Raw genomic sequence first — 18,910 nt, 5'->3', positions numbered from 1 at the left:
TCATTACCTGTCTCCATTGTGTATCTCCATTGCCTATGTCACAAGTTGTCTTCAATCGCCCAGGTCAATCAAGCAAGAAAGGGGCAGGCCTGGTGGTGTGGCATACATGGCAAGCACCCATGCCTGACCTGGATTTTGTGCCAGTTGCAGCAAGGTCTTATGGATAAATTCTATCGATGACTTGTCCAGCGCAGCAAACGGGTCGTCCAGTAAATTGATGGTCGCACCAGCGGCAAAAGCCGCTGCCAGCCAGACTTTGCGTTTACTGCCAGTAGACAGCATATACAAATGCTTGTGCATATGACTGGTCAGGGCCAGGCCCTCAATCGCATTTTCCAGCAGCTTCTCGTCAAATTGAGGATAGCGATTGCACACGCTGGAAAAATACTCCTGCACACTGATCTGGTCAAAGGTATCTGCGCGCGGGTCCAGCCAGAATACAAGGCTGCGATATTGCGCCACTTGCTCATGCAGGGCTATCCCCTGTATCTGTAACTGCCCACTGTGCGCCTGCAAATCACCTGCCAGCAATTGCAGCAAACTAGTCTTGCCACGCCCATCGCCGCCAAGCACCAGATTGATACCAGCACTGATATCGCCAGACCAGTCGCTGAACAACGTTTTACCAGGATAGGAAAAATTGAGATTGCGAGCTTGCAGCAGTACGCTGTTTGGATTTTCCATCAACATATTTTTAAAAAAACCTGTGAATTTACAAAAACTACTCAACTTGAAAATGCAGGATACAGGGCTTTTTACTGGCATTGCAAGACTGCGCTATCAATATGCCTGCAAAAAAATTAGCCACATTAAACACAAACAACTGCCTGTGATTTCTCATACGATATACAGAGCAGCGACGACAAAGTAAAATACCTTTCACATTTGAACATACAGAAGCACAACATGACACTCTCTGAAGGGCGCAGGAACAATACTGGCCGTCGCCAACTCATCGTGAGTGGTGCGACCGGTTTTATAGGGCAGCATTTAATCCCCTTGCTGCTTGACGACCATGAAGTGGTGGCGATAGCCAGGGATGAACAAAAAGCCCGCAGCTTTGCCTGGTATGACAAGGTCAGATTCATCAGCCTGGATTTTCACCAGGATCACCTGACATTCCAGCCTGAAGCTGGTGCTGGGCTTATCCATCTGGCCTGGCAAGGCTTGCCTAACTATAAGTCGCTGTTCCATCTGGAAGAGAATCTTCCCCGCAATTATGACTTTATTAAACAACTGGTCAAAGCTGGTGTCAGCAATGTGCTGGTGACCGGCACTTGCTTTGAATATGGCTTTCAGTATGGCCCCATAGATGCAACAGCCACACCCATGCCCGCCAACCCCTATGCACTGGCCAAGGATAATTTGCGTCTATACCTGGGCCATTTACAGGCAGAATCCAGCTTCAAGCTGCAATGGGCGCGATTATTCTATATGTATGGCCAAGGGCAAAATCCCAAGTCCATACTGGCCCAGCTTGATACGGCCATTGCCAACGGCGACACTGTCTTCAATATGAGCGGTGGCGAGCAGTTGCGCGACTATCTGCCAGTAGAGGAAGTAGCGCAGCAACTGCTGGACATATTAAAATCAAACGAAGCTGGTGTGTTTAATGTATGCAGCGGTGAAGCTATTTCCATCAGACGGCTGGTCGAAGAAAGAATCAAAGAACGAGGTGCCAACATTCATCTCAACCTGGGCTACTACCCCTACCCTGACTATGAGCCCATGGCTTTTTGGGGTATCAATAATAAAAAAACAAAATGACGGAACATGAAGACAGATCGTAAATACTGTTACTGCGTCGAATGGCTGGAGAGGCTCATTGATTTTCAGTGCCAATTTACTCGAAATGATAGAGTTGACTTGACTATATGAATAAATTACTGCTGCCTACAGTTCCAAACCAGCTCTTGTCTTCGATTGAAGACGAAGACAAGTTTGGTGAAATGCGCTTGCGTGAAAATGTAGCGCTGGGCTTTGTCGAAAATGCTGCGTTTGATTCCAGTCTTGCCACCTACGACGAAAATTATCAAACCAGCCAGGTACATTCAAAACTCTTTCAAGCACATATGAAAGATGTACTTGCTATCCTGAAGGCTGAATTTGCTCAGCACAGTGTGCTGGTTGAAGTTGGTTGCGGCAAAGGAGATTTTGTTGAGTTAGTCCAGGCGGATACTTATTTCTCGGCATCCGGTTATGACTTCAGTTATGAAGGCAATAATCCCCGCATACAAAAAAGATTCCTGACGCCTGAGGATAGAATACCGGCCGACGTCGTCGTGTTACGCCATGTTCTTGAGCATATCAAAGCACCACACGAATTTTTGACCATGCTCAGGGATATATTTGGCCAGGCCGCCGTTTACATAGAAGTGCCCAGCTACGACTGGATGCTTGATAACCAGGCTTTCTTCGATGTCACCTACGAGCATGTCAATTATTTTTCAGAAAAATCCTTGCTCGCTTTGTTTGATCACCATGTCCTGAAGTCGGGACGATGCTTCAATGGCCAATACCAGTATGCCATCGCTGACCTGGCAAGCCTGTCGGCGCAATTTGCCAGTTTGTATGAAAGCAGTGTGTGGAAAGACCTGGATTTCGAACAACTCTTCCCCTCGCATGCAGAAAAAATAGCGTCCATAGAAACCAGACTGGCACCAACAAGCAAGCTGTATATCTGGGGGGCAGCAACCAAGGGTTGCATGTTCCTGATGCATTGTATGAATCAGGGTAAACTCATACCGCAAGTCGGTTTTGCCATTGACGTCAATCCCCTGAAATGCGGGAAATTTTTACCCGGCTCACATGTACAGATTCAAAGCAAGGAAGCATTTTTTGCAGCCGCAAAACCAGGCGACTTGCTGCTGATATCCAATCCCAACTACCAGGCTGAAATTGTTCAGGAAATACATGCCAGGAACATAGTGGGCGTGGATGTGATGTGCCTGTGATGGCATCGTGCATCACCTCAGCATGCGCTGATGATTTGATCAACTCCGCTATTCCTGCAGGCAAAAGGCGGCGTGTCTTTCCTTTTGCTTATGCGGTTTGCCCTCACGCTCGCACCCGCAAATAAGCGATAACCAGATGAGCAAGTTCCCGTTTCAGCAAAGCTGATTTCAACTCTCCATGCCTGGCCGCAGCATGCACTACGCCCTCGACTGCAGCAGCCAGCACCCTTGCGGCAACTTCATCACTGGCATTTGGGATGGCACCTGCACTCACCGCAATCAATTCCCGGTAACGGCCCTGATATTCACGTTCAAATTCTTCCCCATTGGCTACCGTGACGAAAGGCACCTCTTTCAGCAAGACACGGTGCAGGGCCTGATCTACAGCGTGCACGGCAATGACGCCATCGATCAGTCGCGTCACTCTTAGCTCCAGCGTCGTCGCTGCCTCGCCATGAGCAGAGTTGGACAGTGCTGCCAGCACAGCACTGAGATGCCGTTTGCGTATTTCTTCGGCTAGCCCCAGCTTGTCAGGGAAGTATTGATATAGCGATCCTATGCTGATGCCAGCCACCTCGGCAACCTCATTGGTCTTGAAATTTGCCCAGCCGCGCTGCGCCAAAACGCGAGTCGCGGCTTCAAGTATGGTGTTCACCATGACTTGTGAACGCTGTTGGCGTGGTGCTTTGCGCATGATATTCCATGGTCCAGGAACGCGAGTGGGCAAACCTCAGCCCAAACGATAAAATGCGATTATATGCTCGCATTTCAAAAACATGAAGTGCGCGGCACACTTTTCTCAACTTTCTCAACTTTCTCAACTTTCTCAACTTTCTCAACTTTCTCAACTTTCTCAACTTTCTTAACTTTCTTAACTTTCTTAACTTTCTTAACTTTCTTAACTTTCTTAACTTTCTTAACTTTCTTAACTTTGACCAGGAGCCATGCATGACTGCCCTCCCCACTACATCCCGTGAAGTCAAGCTGCTGCGACGTCCTGCCGCAAACCCTTGTCCCACCGATTTCGAGATCCTTGCCTGCCCCATGCCACAGCTATCAGAACAAGATGTGCTGGTGCGCAATCGCTGGTTCCGTGTCTCGATTTCTGCACGTCTCATGATGAGTGCCGGTGCAGAAGATATCAAGGGCATACCCTTTCCTCCTATTAAGCCCGGCGATACGCTGGCAGATGGCGCGATAGGCGAAGTGATCTCTGCACCAGCAGGGAGTGGCTTACAGCCTGGTGACCTGGTCTCGCATCATTATGGCTGGCGTGAGTATGCTGCTGTACCCTTGAGCCAGTGCCTGCCTCTCCCTGCCGGCCCGGCAAATCCTGTGGCGCATCTGGGCCATGGCTGGACCGCTTACGCAGCCTTGACGCGTGGAGTCCAGGTGCGCCAGGGGGATACGGTGTTCGTCTCCAGCGGCGCTGGCGCTATCGGTTCCATGGCAGGACAAATTGCCCGCAAGCTTGGCGCTGCGCATGTCATAGGCAGCACCACATCCCCAGGCAAAGCTGCATGGATGAAAGCCGGGCTCGGTTACGACACAGTGATTGTGACCGGTAGCAAGCCCTTCGTAGAATTATTGGCTGAGGCAGCACCGCAAGGCATCGATGTGTATGTCGATATTGTCGGTGGCGAGCAATTGCACGCTGCGGTGGAAGTCGCCAGGGAAGGAGCGCGCTTTGTCTTGCTCGGTGCCTTGTCAGCAGAGCTGGCAACCAAGGGAGCGACAAAACTTGCGCCGGTAGAACTGGATAGCTTTCAACTCATACTCAAGGGCATCAGCATGCGTGGCTATAGTGCCGATAATGATGTTGATGCTTTCAATGAATGGCTGGAACGCCTGGGCGAATGGCAACAGAACGAAGGCATACAACTGGTCTCGTCGAAATTCATGGGCCTGGAAAATGCGCCCCTCGCCTTGCATGAGGCTTGCAAAGGCAAACTCAAGGGTCTGGTGTATGTGGAATTGTAGGTAAAAACCTGGGGGGCTGGATCTACTTACAGGCAAGGCCCAGCCTCTGGACGGAAGATTTCTCGACGGCAAAATAGCATGCGCAATTATTTAAAAAGCTCGCTGCTATCACCTGCCAGCAGCATTTGTGGCACCTGGGTAAAAGCAGTAAACACGCCCGTACCGCTTGGCCTGTCCAGCACAAAGACCATGTCGTAACGTGAGCCTGGCCAGGGCTCAGCAGGCAGGTTGGACAAGGAGGTTGTATTTGTCTTCTTCAATAATTCATTGACGATGGAATCCTGGCCCGGCCCCTGCCATATGTCTTCATGCTGCCATGAGATGAGTACAGTGCCAGACTGCGCCAGCACATCAGCCACCATGCCATCGCTGTGCTTATACTGACTTTTGTCGAATGATGTATTCGGTGTCAGATTTAACTTGGCCGTCAGTGCCGAAATAGTCTGATAAGGTCTCTGACTGGGTTCCTTGTGATTGACAGTCGCCGGATTTGCGGCATAGATGACATTTGGGATGGCCAATTCGGCGCTTAGCAACTGTCCATTGCTGGGACAAAACAAATTGCCTATCCCGCCTGCCCTTTCCCAGCCCAGGGTAACCAATGACTGGTTATCGCTAGCTCCCAGCAAATTCACACCACTCAAGGTATTGCTGCCATAAGTGCCGGGCTTTTCTGCATGGCGGATGATCATGATTTTGGTCGGGCCCATGTTCTTTTCCTTTTCGTTGATGTATACGAAGGGTTTTTGCCAGCAGTTTTTTAGCAGATATTAAAAAGACTATATATGCACTTAGCAATCTTGACCAGCGCAAAAAGCCACTTGCACCATCACCTGCATTGAATATACAATTCATATACGTTTCATATATAAAGGTAATCAATGGGCATAGTCAATATCGACGATGATCTGCACGACCAAATGCGCAAAGCCAGTGCCGTGTCCTGCCGTTCCATCAATGCGCAAGCCGCCTTCTGGATCAGGATAGGCATGCTCTGCGAAATGAATCCGACCATGTCATTTAATGAGATAGTCGTCCACGAACTGCGGGCTGCTGGTGTTGAACCCCAGGCTTTCAGGGCTGCTTTAGCATGACCAAGCGCCCGGAAGAAATCGCCCTGATGGCAGAGTCAGGCAAACTGCTGGCGAGCGTTTTTACTCACCTTGACAACATGAACCTGGTTGGCATGTCCACCATGCAGGTGAATGACATGGTCGACAGCTTTATCGTCAATGAACTCAAAGCACGCCCGGCCAGCAAGGGGCAATACGGTTACGCCTATGCGCTGAACTCATCGCGCAACAATGCCGTCTGCCATGGTGTGCCATCCACTACAGAAATCTTGCAAGATGGTGATATCGTCAATTTCGATATCACCCTGGAAAAAAATGGCTATATCGCCGACTCCAGCAAAACTTATCTTGTCGGCACAGTGTCAGCAGCAGCCAGGCGACTTGTACAAGTGACGTATGAAGCCATGTGGAAGGGCATCAAAGCCGTGCGCCCTGGTGCCAGGTTGGGTGATATAGGTCATGCCATAGAAAGCCATGCCAAACGCAATGGCTATTCTGTCGTCAGGGAATACTGTGGCCATGGCATAGGCCAGGAAATGCACGAGCCACCAGAAATCCTGCACTGGGGGAAACCGCGAACTGGAATGATCTTGAAGGAAGGCATGGTATTCACCATAGAACCCATGATCAACCAGGGTCGCCATGACGTAGAGACCCAAGATGATGGCTGGACCGTTGTCACCATGGATGGCAAATTATCCGCCCAGTTCGAGCATACTGTGGCCGTGACAAAAGACGGTGTGCAGGTTTTGACCTTACGCGCCGGGGAAAGAGCCTTGAGCTAAGTCCAGTAAAGTAAGTGCCTTGTAACTCAGCATCTTCATCATCAATACGGGGATGAAACGGTGCGCATGGCGCACCCTACAGTATGCACGGATATTTTCACTCTTGACGTCCGCAATTGAGTAGGGTGCGCCGTGCGCACCACGGCCCCACCTCTTGCAAGAAGCTTTTAAGGCTGCAAACGCACAGCAATTCCAGCAGCCGCAGCAATATTGAAATAAGACCTGGTCGCCAATCGCAAGCCGCGGGCCGTCTGCGCATTGCTAAAAGTCCCGGCTTGAAGTTCAACATCGACTTCCTTTCCAGTGAGCGTCAATGATTTTATCTGTTCGGCAGGGATAACTTTTCCATTGGCCAACTGAAGCACAATATTGTCTTTACTCAAGCGCGTTCGCTGGCGTACGAACCAGTTATCCTCTTCTTTCGCTTGTTCTATGTCGATCGTGAAATGCAAATGACTAAGTTTGTGCAGGCTCGCATTGCTCAATGTGATTTTCCTGGCCAGTGCTGTGTTGCCATGCTTGATAACGCTTAAGGCTGCTGTGTCTTCGTCAGTATAACTACGGCCATCCGCTTTAGAACTGTCTTTATTATTCCCAATACTGTCTATGCTGATAGTCACGCCTGTTGCCGGATCAGAGAAGACATCGCCAGCTTGCCATGTTGCCCCTTTTTCATAGCCATCCAGGCTCTTGTCGATGGGGCGCCAGATACCTGTCAGATTGCGCTCGCCGCCTACTTCCGGGCTATGGTAATACTGTCTGGAAATGATTTGCAACACAGGTTTTTCGCCGCTCTCTGGCAGGGAGGTATCAACGCGGTACAGCAACACGCCTGCCTGTTTCCCCTCTGGTTGGTCGCTGTTGACACCCAGCCTGGTGCGGAATTCAGCGACGTAAGCAGTGGCCAATCCTGTGCGTATCACCACCATCTTTCTGCCGCCCGGCGTTTCTACCGGGCTGATGACATGATGGCTGGCTTGCGTCTGGGCCTGGCTGACGACATCCACCTGATCGTCGCGTATCCAGTGCATTTTCCATTTATGCCAGGCCAGAAAATCTGTGGATTGTCCGCCTATATTACCCATCATGTCCCAGCCCCCGACGTAGAAGAAGCGATCAACTTCTTCGCCTTTGATTTCAGGTTTGTACATATATAAATCGGGCAGGCCGAAGGTATGGCCAGTCTCATGGATCAGCCAGCGATACCCCCAGATGAAGAGGTCATTCCCGGCAGTGACAAAGGTATCCAGAGTATGTGCCTTGCCATCACGCTCGACCAAGACCACACGCTCAGGCACTTGTGCCTGGCCCATGTATTGGTCGTTGATTGTCGCTGGCCCATTGGGCAAACCGGATTTGCCTTGCGCAGGGATAATTAGCAGCAGATCATAATCATCAACGCGGATGCCGTAGCGTTCATAAGCAAGCTGGGCGACATCGTGGCAGTAGTGAAACATATCACCAGTATCTTCTGTACTGCCGCCCCATTTATAGTCTTTTGCCTTCTTCCCCAGCATCAGCCAGTCAAGCTTGCGATGCTGCTGGGGCGCGACCAGTTTAAGTTGCAATTGTCCATAAGACGAGGTGTTGAACCAGGTGGCTGCTGGCTGCAAATAATGAAGGTAAGGAGCGAACTGGCTGTACTGGCGATATGGCGCTTCTGCATCAGCTGCCTTGCGATCGGGGAATTCAACAAACAACACCAGCATGTTTTTAATGCGTGCAGAGGGCGTGGTCAGCAGCCTGTTTTTTTTTGCGAGCAGGCGTCCACCCAGATCTCGATTTGGTGTCGTATCACTAAAGCGATACAGGCCGCGTTGCCCGGTCGACGCATCAACATATTTGGGATCGCTGACGATGGTATTCCAGCCCTCGTCAGTCCAGCCGCTGGCACCTATCAGATGAGCATTCTGTGCTGGCTCACCTGGTCTCACTACCGCTATCGCCTGACTTGCCTTGAACTTTCCAAACGGGCGGGTTGCTACAGTTGTACCCTCGGAAGTGATGCGGGCAAAAACGGCAGCACTGAGCGAGATAGCCAGCTCGTCACCCTGGCTCCTGACATCCAGAATATCGGTAGGTGCGACGAGCAAGCCATCCGGGCGCGTCAATACAATATCGGCGGCGGCTATACCGCTTAAAGGCACACTGCTGCGTAATGTGATACCGCTAAGCCCTTGAAATACAGCATGCTCCAGCTTCACATTCAGCCTGGCTTGCGCGAATGAGGTTGACGTCAAACACAGCGACAGAGCAAAGCACGTCAGCAACTGCAGCAGTTTAGAAATCCTGCTCATGCCGCCACCCCATCCAATTTCAAATACTTTTCAAACCATGCAACACGACGCACCCAGCTATCGATACGGTGGGCAGGTTCACGAAAACTGCCATGACCTTCACGCGGATAAATCGCCAGTTGCGTAGTAACACCATGCTCGCGCAAGCCTGCATAAAATTGCTGTGCCTCGCTCACGGGCGTGCAACGGTCCTCACGGCCATGAATGAATAAGGTGGGGGTAAACGGATCATGCTTATGCATCTGCATCAGCGGCGAGCGCTCAACAGCGATCTGCATATTGGCTGCCTCCGTCAATGGTCCCCCATTGATGAAGGCGTGGAAATCATGCTCACAGACATAATGACAACTGACATGACTGGAAATCGAAGAGACCGACACAGCAGCCTTGAAGCGTTGTGTGGTCGCCACCGCCCAGTTGGTCAGATAGCCACCGTAACTGCTACCGGTAACACCCAGGCGTTCTGCATCGGCAAAACCGAGTGCAATGCAATGATCGATGCCAGCCTGTATATCAGCAAATTCTGCACCTGCAGGGTCACCGAGATTCATACGGGCAAAATCCTGCCCCCAGCCGGTATTGCCCCGATAGTTAGGCAAAAAAACCGCAAAGCCAGCCAGGACATAAGGCAAGGCATGGCCGGGATTAAAACTGTGCTTGTTTGCATAACTGGGGCCGCCATGGATATCGACTATCATAGGCAGCGGCGCTGAAGCACGATGACGCGGCAACAAAAGCAGGCCCTCAAGCGCCAGGCCATCCTTGCCTTGCCAAGTCAGATGGCGTACTTCTGGATAATCGGGAAACGCAGACATCACATGCGGATTCAACTCGCTGATGCGCGTCCATTCAGGCTCATGCAGTCGCTTCCAGTAGATTTCTGGTGGCATGCCTACGGACTCACGTACTGCAGCGATCATCTTGCCATCAGCAGATGCGATGACCCTGGCTGTATAGCCATTTTCTGCCAGCGCCACATCTTCCCGCTGTTGCCATTCTATCTCGCCATCTGCCGACATCACACCATACACAGTCCCCAGACGGTCCCAGCCAGCGAAGCACAAGCTGTTACTGGAAAGCCATTGAAGCGAAGTCAGATTGGATTGCCGCTCGCAGCCAAGAACGCTTACTTGCCCGCTCTGCAAATCAAGCATGCTCATGTCACCGGCCACCAGGCCGCGATCACTGGCCCAGGCTTCCACAAAAGCCAGCTTGCAGCCATCAGGACTAGCGGCGAGGCCCTGCAATTGCCAGACAGGCGTGTGTAACACTGCCACTGTGCGGCTATCGAAATCGACACGCAGCAATTGCGCATGATGCCAGCCACGCTCGCTGGCATCGCGCGAAGCGATGGTGACAGCGCCGCCCGGCACCAGAGCAAATTCCCACACGCTATGTTCACGCGGCCCGACTTCTTCTGTGGTGCCGCAAGCGAGCATGACCCGGAATAAGCGGCGACGTACTGTATCGTCAGCCGCGATCTCAGGCTCTTGCGCCTCACCCCACCAAATTCTGGTGGCAGCACGTGTCGCACCACCATTCAAACCGCGGTCGGCAGACAGCACGACGATAGAGTTGCCATCGGCAGACCAGCGCACATCCTCTATCGTGCCGGGGACCTGGCCTATGCTTTTTATCTTGCCGGAAGTGTCGAGCAGGAAAAGCGCAAATTTCCCAGGGCAATCATCATCCGAAACAAATGCCAGCCTGTCGTCACAAGGTGAGGGCCTGACAAGTACGGCAGTTTGCGGGCCGCTGGTGAGCTGACGGGCACCAGCCGCATCGAAGCGCCAGATACGGCTGGGTTCAGGTAATCCGGTCTCGCTGCTGGCGCATCTGATAGCGGCGAATAGCGCATCGCCATCGCGGCTGAAACAAAGATCGGAAGCAAAGCGTAAGCTGGCAAGTGCATGGAGAGCAGCTTCTGTGGTCATTAAATATTCCCTGGTGATGACATGATGGCGAGTGCAGTTCGCCTGGCGGCAATGAAACGCAGCAAAGTTAACCATCAGACGTCAAAAAGGGCTTGATACTTATGGGCGCATATTTGCTGGAAATCGGCACAATCACCATACCATCACCACCTGCCGCATAACTATGCTGATTTCGTCATCGAAACCAGGGTGAATCGTCAAGACGGCCTTGTCATGCCTCTGTAATACTGGATCAGCTCGTGGGGAAGCGCCACATGAATAGCAAAAAAATAATGATGGCCTGGGGTAGACCATGGTGGCCAGGACCGTGCCGATTTATTCAGTGAATTTTGTCGAAATGATCAGGTTTTCCGCCATTGATGCCTGAGGGAGATCTCAACATGTCAGAACCAACTATAGATAGCCACGAAGGTCTGGTCGCATGGTTCCGGCGTGGCGGCGTCACGGGCCCCCTGCGCAATTGCATAGGGCCTCTGCCCATGTCCAGGGCATCCATCGTGCGCTGGTCTTCCGACCAGCCGGATACCACCATACAAACCATAGGTGCGCATGCCAACAATTATCGCATTGCGGTCTTGCTGGAACCGCTGGAGTCACAAATCTGGAATGGCGAACGCGCAGTCTGCGGTGGCATGATAGGGGCAAACCGCTTTCGTATTTGCCCACCAGGATCACAAGGGCGCTGGCGTCGTTTGAGCAGTTGCGATATCGTCAATATCTTCATCCCGACCACGGCCATCAGTGCCCTGGGGCGCTTGCGCGATCCTGAAGCACCATCCTCGCTGGCTGACACCTCGTTCACGCCCGATCGCGTGGTGCTGGATCTGGTCGGGAAGCTGCTCAATGCGCAGACGCTGGCCGGGCCTCTGGCGCAACAGTTTTGCGATAGCATGATGACGGCCATGATGGCCTACTTGCTGGAGAATTATTCTCAACCCCTGCCAGGACAAAAGCCCAGCAGCCTGTGCGGCACGCGCTTGCAAAAAGTGCTTGCGCATATTTCCGAGAGTGTGGCCGAAGATGTGTCGATTGCCGCTCTGGCGGATTCCTGCGCCATGAGCGAATCGCATTTCTCGCGCGAATTCCGCAAGGCCGTCGGGCTACCGCCTCACCAGTATGTCATGAAATTACGCCTGGAACGCGCCAGCCTGGCCTTGCTGGAAGGTGATGCCCGCATCATTGATATCGCCTTTTCTCTGGGCTTTAATAATGTCAGCCATTTTTCGCGCGCTTTTGCGATGCGTTACGGCTTACCCCCCGCCAATTTCAGACGTAATCATTTCAGCTGCGCCTGACAGCTCACAACAGGATTAGGCAATTTTGGCAGGATTTGCAGCGATGCGTTGACAATGCGCCTGCACAATGCGGCACACTCCATCGCCGGATAAATATTCTCACGTGCGATCATTTCCGCTCCGCCAACCTCGCCTGACGAAAGGATGAGCCCTATGCGCCATCGTTTGCCAATTGCTACTATCACTACGCCAGCCATACCCATACTCTTGCGCCTTCAGGCTGCCGCAGCCCTGCTTTTTCTCTCAGCCTGCGCCGCGCCAGTCACTACGACGGGCAATTCCAGCCAGCCAGAAACCGATAGCTTGCGTGCCGAGTGCCCCACTGAAGTTCGCTATGCCGCAGTGGCTGCGCCACAAGCTACGCTGACTGAACTGAAAACATTGACCGAGGCACGCCTGGCAGCCCTGCATCTAAACGCTGTATGGACAGTGCCTGAAGGCGAGACTTTCATCGACAGCCAGGCCGACCGCCTGCGCCTGCAACGCCTGCTCAGCGTGGTGTTACCCGCGCTGGAGCGTTATCCAGCCACTCTTTTCGAGCGCATGCGCTTGCGCCATATCGCCCTGGTCAAAAACCTCACCGTGGCTGGCCAACGACGCAAGGCCATGCCAGCGCCGGAGACCGACAGCCTGGTTTATGCCGACAACGATGAAAACATTTGCCTGGCGGGGATGGAGTTACGCACACATCATGAGTTCTACCACTTCATAGAACACCGGACATTTGGTGACTTTTACTATCGCGATCCTGCCTGGCTATCGCTAAACCCGGCGACCATATCGTATGGTCAGGGTGGCGCGACCGCCTACGGCACAGGCTTTGTCAATCTTGGCCACCCAGCCGCTGCCATGGTGAGCCGCTATGCATATTATGGCCCGGAAGAAGACAAGGCAGAAATGTTTGGCTGGATGATGACCCCAGGCTATGCCCAGCGCGTGCTGCAATGGGTTGGCGATGACACTACGCTCGCTGCCAAGCGCCAGTTCATGATCCGCTTTTTCCAGGAGCAGAGCATTGGCGCGATGGGGTCAGATTACTTCATGCGAACTGCGCAAGCTGTCGCACAGTAGCAAGCTGATATATCCTGGCAGGGTGCGCCATGCGCACCGCCTTCCTTATCAAAAATCTCTAGAGAGGCGTGCGTTCATTCACCGAAACGCATGGCTACGTCAAGAAATGGTGCGCATGGCGCACCCTACCAAACGCAGGCCGCATCTCATCTTGTTATGGCTTTCACTGCAGGGGCTATTGCAAGACTGAGGTGACGGGAATATACAGCAACACCATCTATTGACTGAAGTTTTTTTGAGCAGGTTTCGATAACTTCAGCAAGAAATGTGAAGCAGGGATTTTTTCCCGCGGCAATACTCGATTCTATCGAATCTGCGTGAATGATGAATGATGCTGAATCGCGATGCTTACCTGATGCATGCAATGGGCAAAAATAATCATAAACATCACCATCGTCTTCATCACCGCAGCGATATCCCGGCGCACTCAGAGATGCCGGTGGTTCATTCAAATAGCAAGAAGATTGGAGACGCAGTGATTAGTAAAAGCTTACATTATGGCAGTGCAATTCTGCTATTGGGCGGCATGACAGTAGCCGCATCAGCCCAGGAAACCGAGAAGACAAAAGAAGTAGAAAAGATAGAGCGTGTCACCGTCACGGGTTCTTCCATCAAACGGATTGACGCCGAGACAGCACTCCCCGTGACCGTCATCAAGGCAGATGAATTCGTCAAAAAAGGCATGACGACGATAGAAGAGGTGATGACCTCATTATCGATGAACCAGCAAACCACAGTGGCAGCTGGCAATGTCGGTGCAGAAACCGGTGGTAAATCTTCCGCCAACCTGCGCGGCCTGGGTGATGGGCGCACCCTGATTTTGCTGGATGGCCACCGCCTGCCCAACCACCCTTATGACGGCAGCAGCGCCGACTTGTACAGCATCCCTTTTGCCGCCATCGACAGGATAGAAGTGCTGCGCGATGGCGCTTCGCATATCTATGGCACCGATGCAATCGCCGGTGTTATTAACTTCATCACCAAGCGCTCGGTCAAGGACACCACCGTGACAGTGGAAGCTGTCATGCCGCAACAAAGCGGCGCCAGGGAAAAGCGCTTCAGCATCACCTCGGGTTTTGGCAATCTCGACAAAGATGGCTACAATGTTTTCGGTGCAATCGATCATCATGAACAAGCCAGGCTGATGGCGACTGAGCGCGCATTCTCGGCAACCGGTATCTTGCCCGATAGAGGCATCAGCAAGACCAGCGGCACGACCTTTCCTGCCAATTTCTTTTCCACCGCAGGCATTTCTGGCAACCCACGTTTTGCAAGCGGTTGCCTGGCGCCAGATGCCATCAGGAGCACCACCAACCAGACCTGCCGCGAAGATTATGCACGCTTCGTCGATGATATTCCAGAGACAAAGCAAAGCAGCTTGCTCGGCAAAGCCACCATGAAAATCGGCCAGGACGGCCTTGCCGGCCTGGAACTGCTGCATAGCGAAAGTACCAATATCAACCGTATCGCGCCGCCACCGATGACCGGCCTGATCATGCATTCCAGCAGCAAATGGTATCCGGGTGGCACAGGTGGCACGCCTGCCGTTGCCGGCCTCAATGGTGAAGACCTGACAGTCAGCTGGCGCACGGTAGAAGGTGGTCGTCGCGAAGCGACCAATCTCGGTGTGTCTGACCGTCTGGTGGCGTCTTTGTCAGGCACGATAGCCGGATGGGATCTCAGCGGCTCCATCACAGGCGCGCGCACCAGAGTGACTGAGGATTTGAGCGCAGGCTATCTGAATGACGTGGCAATACAGAACGGCATCAATAATGGCGTCCTGAACCCGTTTGGGCCACAAGATGCTACCGGAGCAAGCTTGCTGGCAAGCTCACAGGTGCGCGGCCAGGTCATTGCCGCGACTGCCCGCAATACCGGTTTCGACATGCGTGCAACACGCGACCTGATGCAGCTTCCAGCCGGTCCACTGGGTTTTTCCATGGGTGTTGAAGGGCGACGCGAAACTTCAGAATTCATCGTCAAGCGTGGCCCCCTGGACCAGATGATGATATCGCGTGCCAGCGGCTTGGTGGCAGCCAAGGACACCAGCGGATCACGTAATCTTTCTGCCGTCTTTGCAGAAGCCAACATCCCCATCACCCGTGAACTTGAAACCCAGGTGGCCGCGCGTTATGACCGCTATAACGATGCAGGCAATAGCTTCAATCCCAAGATTGGTTTCCGTTATCAACCTTCCAAACTGTGGCTCTTGCGAGGCTCGATGAATACTGGTTTTCGCGCACCTACGCTCTATGAGTTGAATGGCCCTATCGTCAGCAGCATCACATCCACGCAGTACAATGATCCCTTGCTGTGTCCGGGTGGCGTAGCAAAGCCAGGTGTGAATCCGAATATTTCTTGCAATATGAATTTGCCCACCCATGTGGGCGGGAACCGTGATCTCAAGCCCGAACGCGCCAAATCGTATTCACTGGGCATGGTATTTGAACCAAATTCAAAACTGACGGTATCGCTGGACTATGCCAAGATTTCTATACGCGATGAAATCGGCGAAGTGCTGTACGAACAAATGATCATGAACGACTTCGACAAGTACCGTGATCGCTTCCACTACAATGCTGCAGGTACTGCGCTTGACTACATCAATGTATCATCGCTGGGTAATTCGGGAGAAGTCACGACGCAGGTGCTGGATTTGACTACCCAATGGCGTCTGCCAGCTTTCTCTTTCGGCACTATCGACGGCTGGTTCAATGGATCTTATGTGCTGAAGGATACTTACACCACCATAGACGGCGACACACCCGACAACATCGGTGTCTATAACGGCGTGGTACGCTGGCGTCATAATGCAGCCATACGCTGGTCCCAGGGCCCATGGTCAGCCACCTTGTCGCAGCGTTACTCTGGTGGTTACACCGATCAAAATCTGGTGGATGACAAGTTCAAACGAGATGTGTCAGCCAATTCCATCTGGACCCTGGCAAGCAGTTATACCGGCTTCAAGAACCTGACACTGTCAGCAGGTATCAAGAACCTGCTGAACACCAACCCGCCGTTCTCGAATCAGGCACCGAATGCACAAACTGGCTATGACCCGCGCTTCGGAGATCCTATAGGGCGTTCGTTTTATTTGCGGGCTAGTTATAAACTGTAGGACGATCTAACATTATGCATGCACTGACCAGTGCATGCATAATGTTCTCATTACCTAAGATGCAGCCGCCTTACTCCGCGCCAGATGCAACTTCTTGTAGCTATCTATCAGACGCTGATGCCTTTCCAGGCCTTCCAGTTTCATGCTGGTTGGTGTCAGGCCATAGAAGCGCACGCTGCCGTCGACGGAACCCAGCACCGCATCCATACGCTCATTACCAAACATGCGGCGGAAATTGACGACGTAATCAGCTAGCTCCAGCTCATCATCCAGCGTCACTTCCAGCACCACATTCAGGGCTTGATAAAACAAACCACGATCAACGGTATTGTCGTTGTATTGCAAGAAGGTTTCGACCTGCTCTTTCGCTTCTTCAAAGTCCTGCAAAGCGAGATTGATCAGCAGCTTCAATTCCACAACCGTGAGCTGGCCCCAGATCGTGTTCTCGTCAAACTCTATGCCTATCAGGGTGGCGATATCGCTGTATTCGTCGAGCTCATTATTCTCCAGACGTTCCAGCAAGTCTTCCAGTTGTTCATCATCCAGCGTATGCAGATTCAGTACATCTTCGCGGAAAAGCAGAGCCTTGTTGGTGTTATCCCAGATCAGGTCTTCCACCGGATACACTTCAGAATAACCGGGCACCAGGATACGACAGGCAGTTGCACCCAGGTGGTCATACACGGCCATGTAAGCTTCTTTGCCCATCTCCTTGAGTATGCCGAACAAGGTTGCGGCTTCATCCGCATTCGAGTTTTCGCCGTGACCTGAGAAATCCCATTCAACAAAATCATAATCGGCCTTGGCACTAAAGAAGCGCCATGACACCACACCGCTAGAATCGATGAAGTGTTCAACAAAATTATTTGGCTCAGTCACTGCATTGCTGACAAAGGTAGGCTGGGGCAAATCATTAAGGCCTTCAAAACTGCGGCCTTGCAGCAATTCTGTCAGACTGCGTTCCAGCGCCACTTCCAGACTGGGGTGTGCGCCGAAAGAAGCAAACACGCCACCCGTGCGCGGGTTCATCAGGGTCACGCACATGACAGGATATTTTCCACCCAGCGACGCGTCCTTCAGCAGCACCGGGAACCCCTGCTCTTCCAGCCCCTGTATACCCGCCACAATGCCAGGATATTTCGCCAGCACTTCTTGCGGCACATCCGGCAAGGCCATCTCGCCTTCGAGGATTTCACGCTTGACCGCACGCTCAAAAATCTCGGACAGACATTGCACCTGCGCTTCAGCCAGGGTATTACCGGCACTCATGCCATTGCTGGCGTACAGATTTTCGATGAGATTGGATGGAAAATAAACGACCTCGCCATCTGACTGCCGCACATAAGGCAGTGAACAGATGCCACGCTCTGCATTGCCAGAGTTAGTATCGATCAAATGCGAGCCACGCAGCTCACCATCAGGGTTGTATATCTCCAGACTATACTCATCCAGTATGTCCTTGGGCAAAGCATCCCTCTTGCCTGGCTTGAACCAGCGCTCTTCCGGGTAATGCACAAAGGCCGCATTGGCGATATCTTCACCCCAGAACGAACCTGCATAAAAATGGTTGCAACTCAGGCGCTCGATATACTCACCCAGGGCCGACGCCAATGCGCTTTCCTTGGTTGCACCCTTGCCATTGGTAAAACACATGGGCGAATGCGCATCGCGTATATGCAGTGACCACACATTAGGAATAATATTGCGCCAAGAAGCAATCTCTATCTTGATACCCAGCCCCGCCAGCAAGCCAGACATATTGGCAATGGTCTGCTCCAGCGGCAGGTCCTTGCCGAGGATATAAGTCGCCGCATCGGCAGAAGGATTCAAGCTCAGCAAAGCCTGCGCATCGGCATCCAGGTTCTCAACCTCTTCAATCACAAACTCCGGCCCGGCCTGCACGACTTTTTTAACCGTACAACGGTCTATGGAACGCAAGATACCTTCACGGTCCTTGGCAGAAATATCGGCAGGCAACTCCACCTGTATCTTGAAAATTTGCGCATAACGGTTTTCAGGATCAACAATATTATTCTGCGACAGCCGGATATTCTCGGTAGGAATATTGCGCGTATTGCAATACAACTTCACAAAATAAGCCGCACACAAGGCCGACGAAGCCAAAAAGTAGTCAAAAGGACCAGGTGCAGAACCATCCCCCTTATAACGGATAGGCTGATCAGCGATCACCGTAAAATCATCGAACTTGGCTTCAAGACGAAGCTTATCGAGAAAGTTAACCTTAATTTCCATGGGGGAGTTCCAAAATAATGTACAAAATCATGTGGCCGCTATTATCCGTCTTTTTCTGGGCGGACAGGAAAGCTTGTTGAGCAGCATGTTGATTTGTACAGAAACTTGCCCCACTTCCTTAGACAATTTGATGATGGAATGCATTTGCAT

The 18,910-nt window shown here is 52.2% G+C and carries 14 protein-coding genes; 8 read left to right on the top strand and 6 right to left on the bottom strand.

Translation table 11 applies throughout. The features are described 5' to 3' along the window. Positions 1–51: 51 nt before the first annotated feature. Positions 52–684, bottom strand: a complete 633-nt coding sequence (locus ACO0LF_RS20090; RefSeq protein WP_423017220.1) for an ABC transporter ATP-binding protein — start codon at positions 682–684, stop codon at positions 52–54. A 222-nt stretch (positions 685–906) separates the two neighbouring features. On the opposite strand from ACO0LF_RS20090, the gene ACO0LF_RS20085 reads away from it, so the two are divergent. Together ACO0LF_RS20085 and ACO0LF_RS20080 are read left to right on the top strand one after the other, a co-directional pair. Continuing rightward, positions 907–1,767 (top strand): NAD-dependent epimerase/dehydratase family protein, encoded by an 861-nt coding sequence (locus tag ACO0LF_RS20085; protein ID WP_423017218.1) that lies wholly within the window; start codon positions 907–909, stop codon positions 1,765–1,767. Positions 1,768–1,874: 107 nt separating this feature from the next. Beyond that, entirely contained in the window at positions 1,875–2,954 is a 1,080-nt protein-coding gene (locus ACO0LF_RS20080; RefSeq protein ID WP_423017216.1) for a class I SAM-dependent methyltransferase, read from the top strand. A gap of 103 nt (positions 2,955–3,057) precedes the next feature. On the opposite strand, the gene ACO0LF_RS20075 is transcribed toward ACO0LF_RS20080, so the two are convergent. Then, positions 3,058–3,648, bottom strand: a complete 591-nt coding sequence (locus ACO0LF_RS20075) for a TetR/AcrR family transcriptional regulator (RefSeq protein ID WP_423017214.1) — start codon at positions 3,646–3,648, stop codon at positions 3,058–3,060. A 254-nt stretch (positions 3,649–3,902) separates the two neighbouring features. Here ACO0LF_RS20075 and ACO0LF_RS20070 point away from each other — a divergent pair, with 254 nt between their 5' ends. Beyond that, positions 3,903–4,934 (top strand): MDR family NADP-dependent oxidoreductase, encoded by a 1,032-nt coding sequence (locus tag ACO0LF_RS20070; protein ID WP_423017212.1) that lies wholly within the window; start codon positions 3,903–3,905, stop codon positions 4,932–4,934. A gap of 86 nt (positions 4,935–5,020) precedes the next feature. On the opposite strand, the gene ACO0LF_RS20065 is transcribed toward ACO0LF_RS20070, so the two are convergent. Next, positions 5,021–5,644: a hypothetical protein gene (locus ACO0LF_RS20065; RefSeq protein ID WP_423017210.1), complete on the bottom strand. Its 624-nt coding sequence runs from the start codon at positions 5,642–5,644 to the stop codon at positions 5,021–5,023. 171 nt (positions 5,645–5,815) lie between these two features. Here ACO0LF_RS20065 and ACO0LF_RS20060 point away from each other — a divergent pair, with 171 nt between their 5' ends. Both ACO0LF_RS20060 and map read left to right on the top strand, forming a co-directional pair. Beyond that, positions 5,816–6,028 carry a ParD-like family protein gene (locus ACO0LF_RS20060; protein WP_423017208.1) on the top strand — a complete coding sequence of 71 codons (213 nt, stop codon included), beginning with the start codon at positions 5,816–5,818 and terminating at the stop codon, positions 6,026–6,028. Beyond that, positions 6,025–6,792 carry a type I methionyl aminopeptidase gene (gene map / locus ACO0LF_RS20055; protein WP_423017206.1) on the top strand — a complete coding sequence of 256 codons (768 nt, stop codon included), beginning with the start codon at positions 6,025–6,027 and terminating at the stop codon, positions 6,790–6,792. The genes ACO0LF_RS20060 and map overlap by 4 nt, the downstream gene beginning before the upstream one ends. Positions 6,793–6,959: 167 nt before the next feature. On the opposite strand, the gene ACO0LF_RS20050 is transcribed toward map, so the two are convergent. Together ACO0LF_RS20050 and ACO0LF_RS20045 are read right to left on the bottom strand one after the other, a co-directional pair. After that, positions 6,960–9,089, bottom strand: a complete 2,130-nt coding sequence (locus tag ACO0LF_RS20050; RefSeq protein ID WP_423017204.1) for a hypothetical protein — start codon at positions 9,087–9,089, stop codon at positions 6,960–6,962. Then, complete coding sequence (locus ACO0LF_RS20045; protein ID WP_423017202.1) at positions 9,086–11,023, bottom strand: S9 family peptidase; 1,938 nt, start codon at positions 11,021–11,023, stop codon at positions 9,086–9,088. Before ACO0LF_RS20045 ends, ACO0LF_RS20050 begins: the two co-directional genes overlap by 4 nt. 380 nt (positions 11,024–11,403) lie before the next feature. Between ACO0LF_RS20045 and ACO0LF_RS20040 the strand changes: the two genes are divergently transcribed. From ACO0LF_RS20040 to ACO0LF_RS20030, 3 genes are all read left to right on the top strand, one after another. Then, entirely contained in the window at positions 11,404–12,318 is a 915-nt protein-coding gene (locus tag ACO0LF_RS20040; protein WP_423017200.1) for a helix-turn-helix domain-containing protein, read from the top strand. A 153-nt stretch (positions 12,319–12,471) separates the two neighbouring features. Further along, a complete protein-coding gene (locus tag ACO0LF_RS20035; RefSeq protein WP_423017198.1) occupies positions 12,472–13,389 on the top strand; it encodes a hypothetical protein in 918 nt (305 codons plus the stop codon). A 475-nt stretch (positions 13,390–13,864) separates the two neighbouring features. Next, positions 13,865–16,507 (top strand): TonB-dependent receptor, encoded by a 2,643-nt coding sequence (locus ACO0LF_RS20030; RefSeq protein ID WP_423017196.1) that lies wholly within the window; start codon positions 13,865–13,867, stop codon positions 16,505–16,507. A 54-nt stretch (positions 16,508–16,561) separates the two neighbouring features. Here the strand turns inward: ACO0LF_RS20030 and ACO0LF_RS20025 are convergent, their stop codons facing one another. Beyond that, positions 16,562–18,760 carry an OsmC domain/YcaO domain-containing protein gene (locus ACO0LF_RS20025; RefSeq protein WP_423017194.1) on the bottom strand — a complete coding sequence of 733 codons (2,199 nt, stop codon included), beginning with the start codon at positions 18,758–18,760 and terminating at the stop codon, positions 16,562–16,564. Positions 18,761–18,910: the final 150 nt, after the last annotated feature.

The organism is Undibacterium sp. Di27W, from assembly GCF_049340345.1.
Taxonomy (GTDB): domain Bacteria; phylum Pseudomonadota; class Gammaproteobacteria; order Burkholderiales; family Burkholderiaceae_D; genus Undibacterium.
Note: the sequence above shows the minus strand (reverse complement) of the source record. Positions and strands in the feature narration are given on the sequence as shown.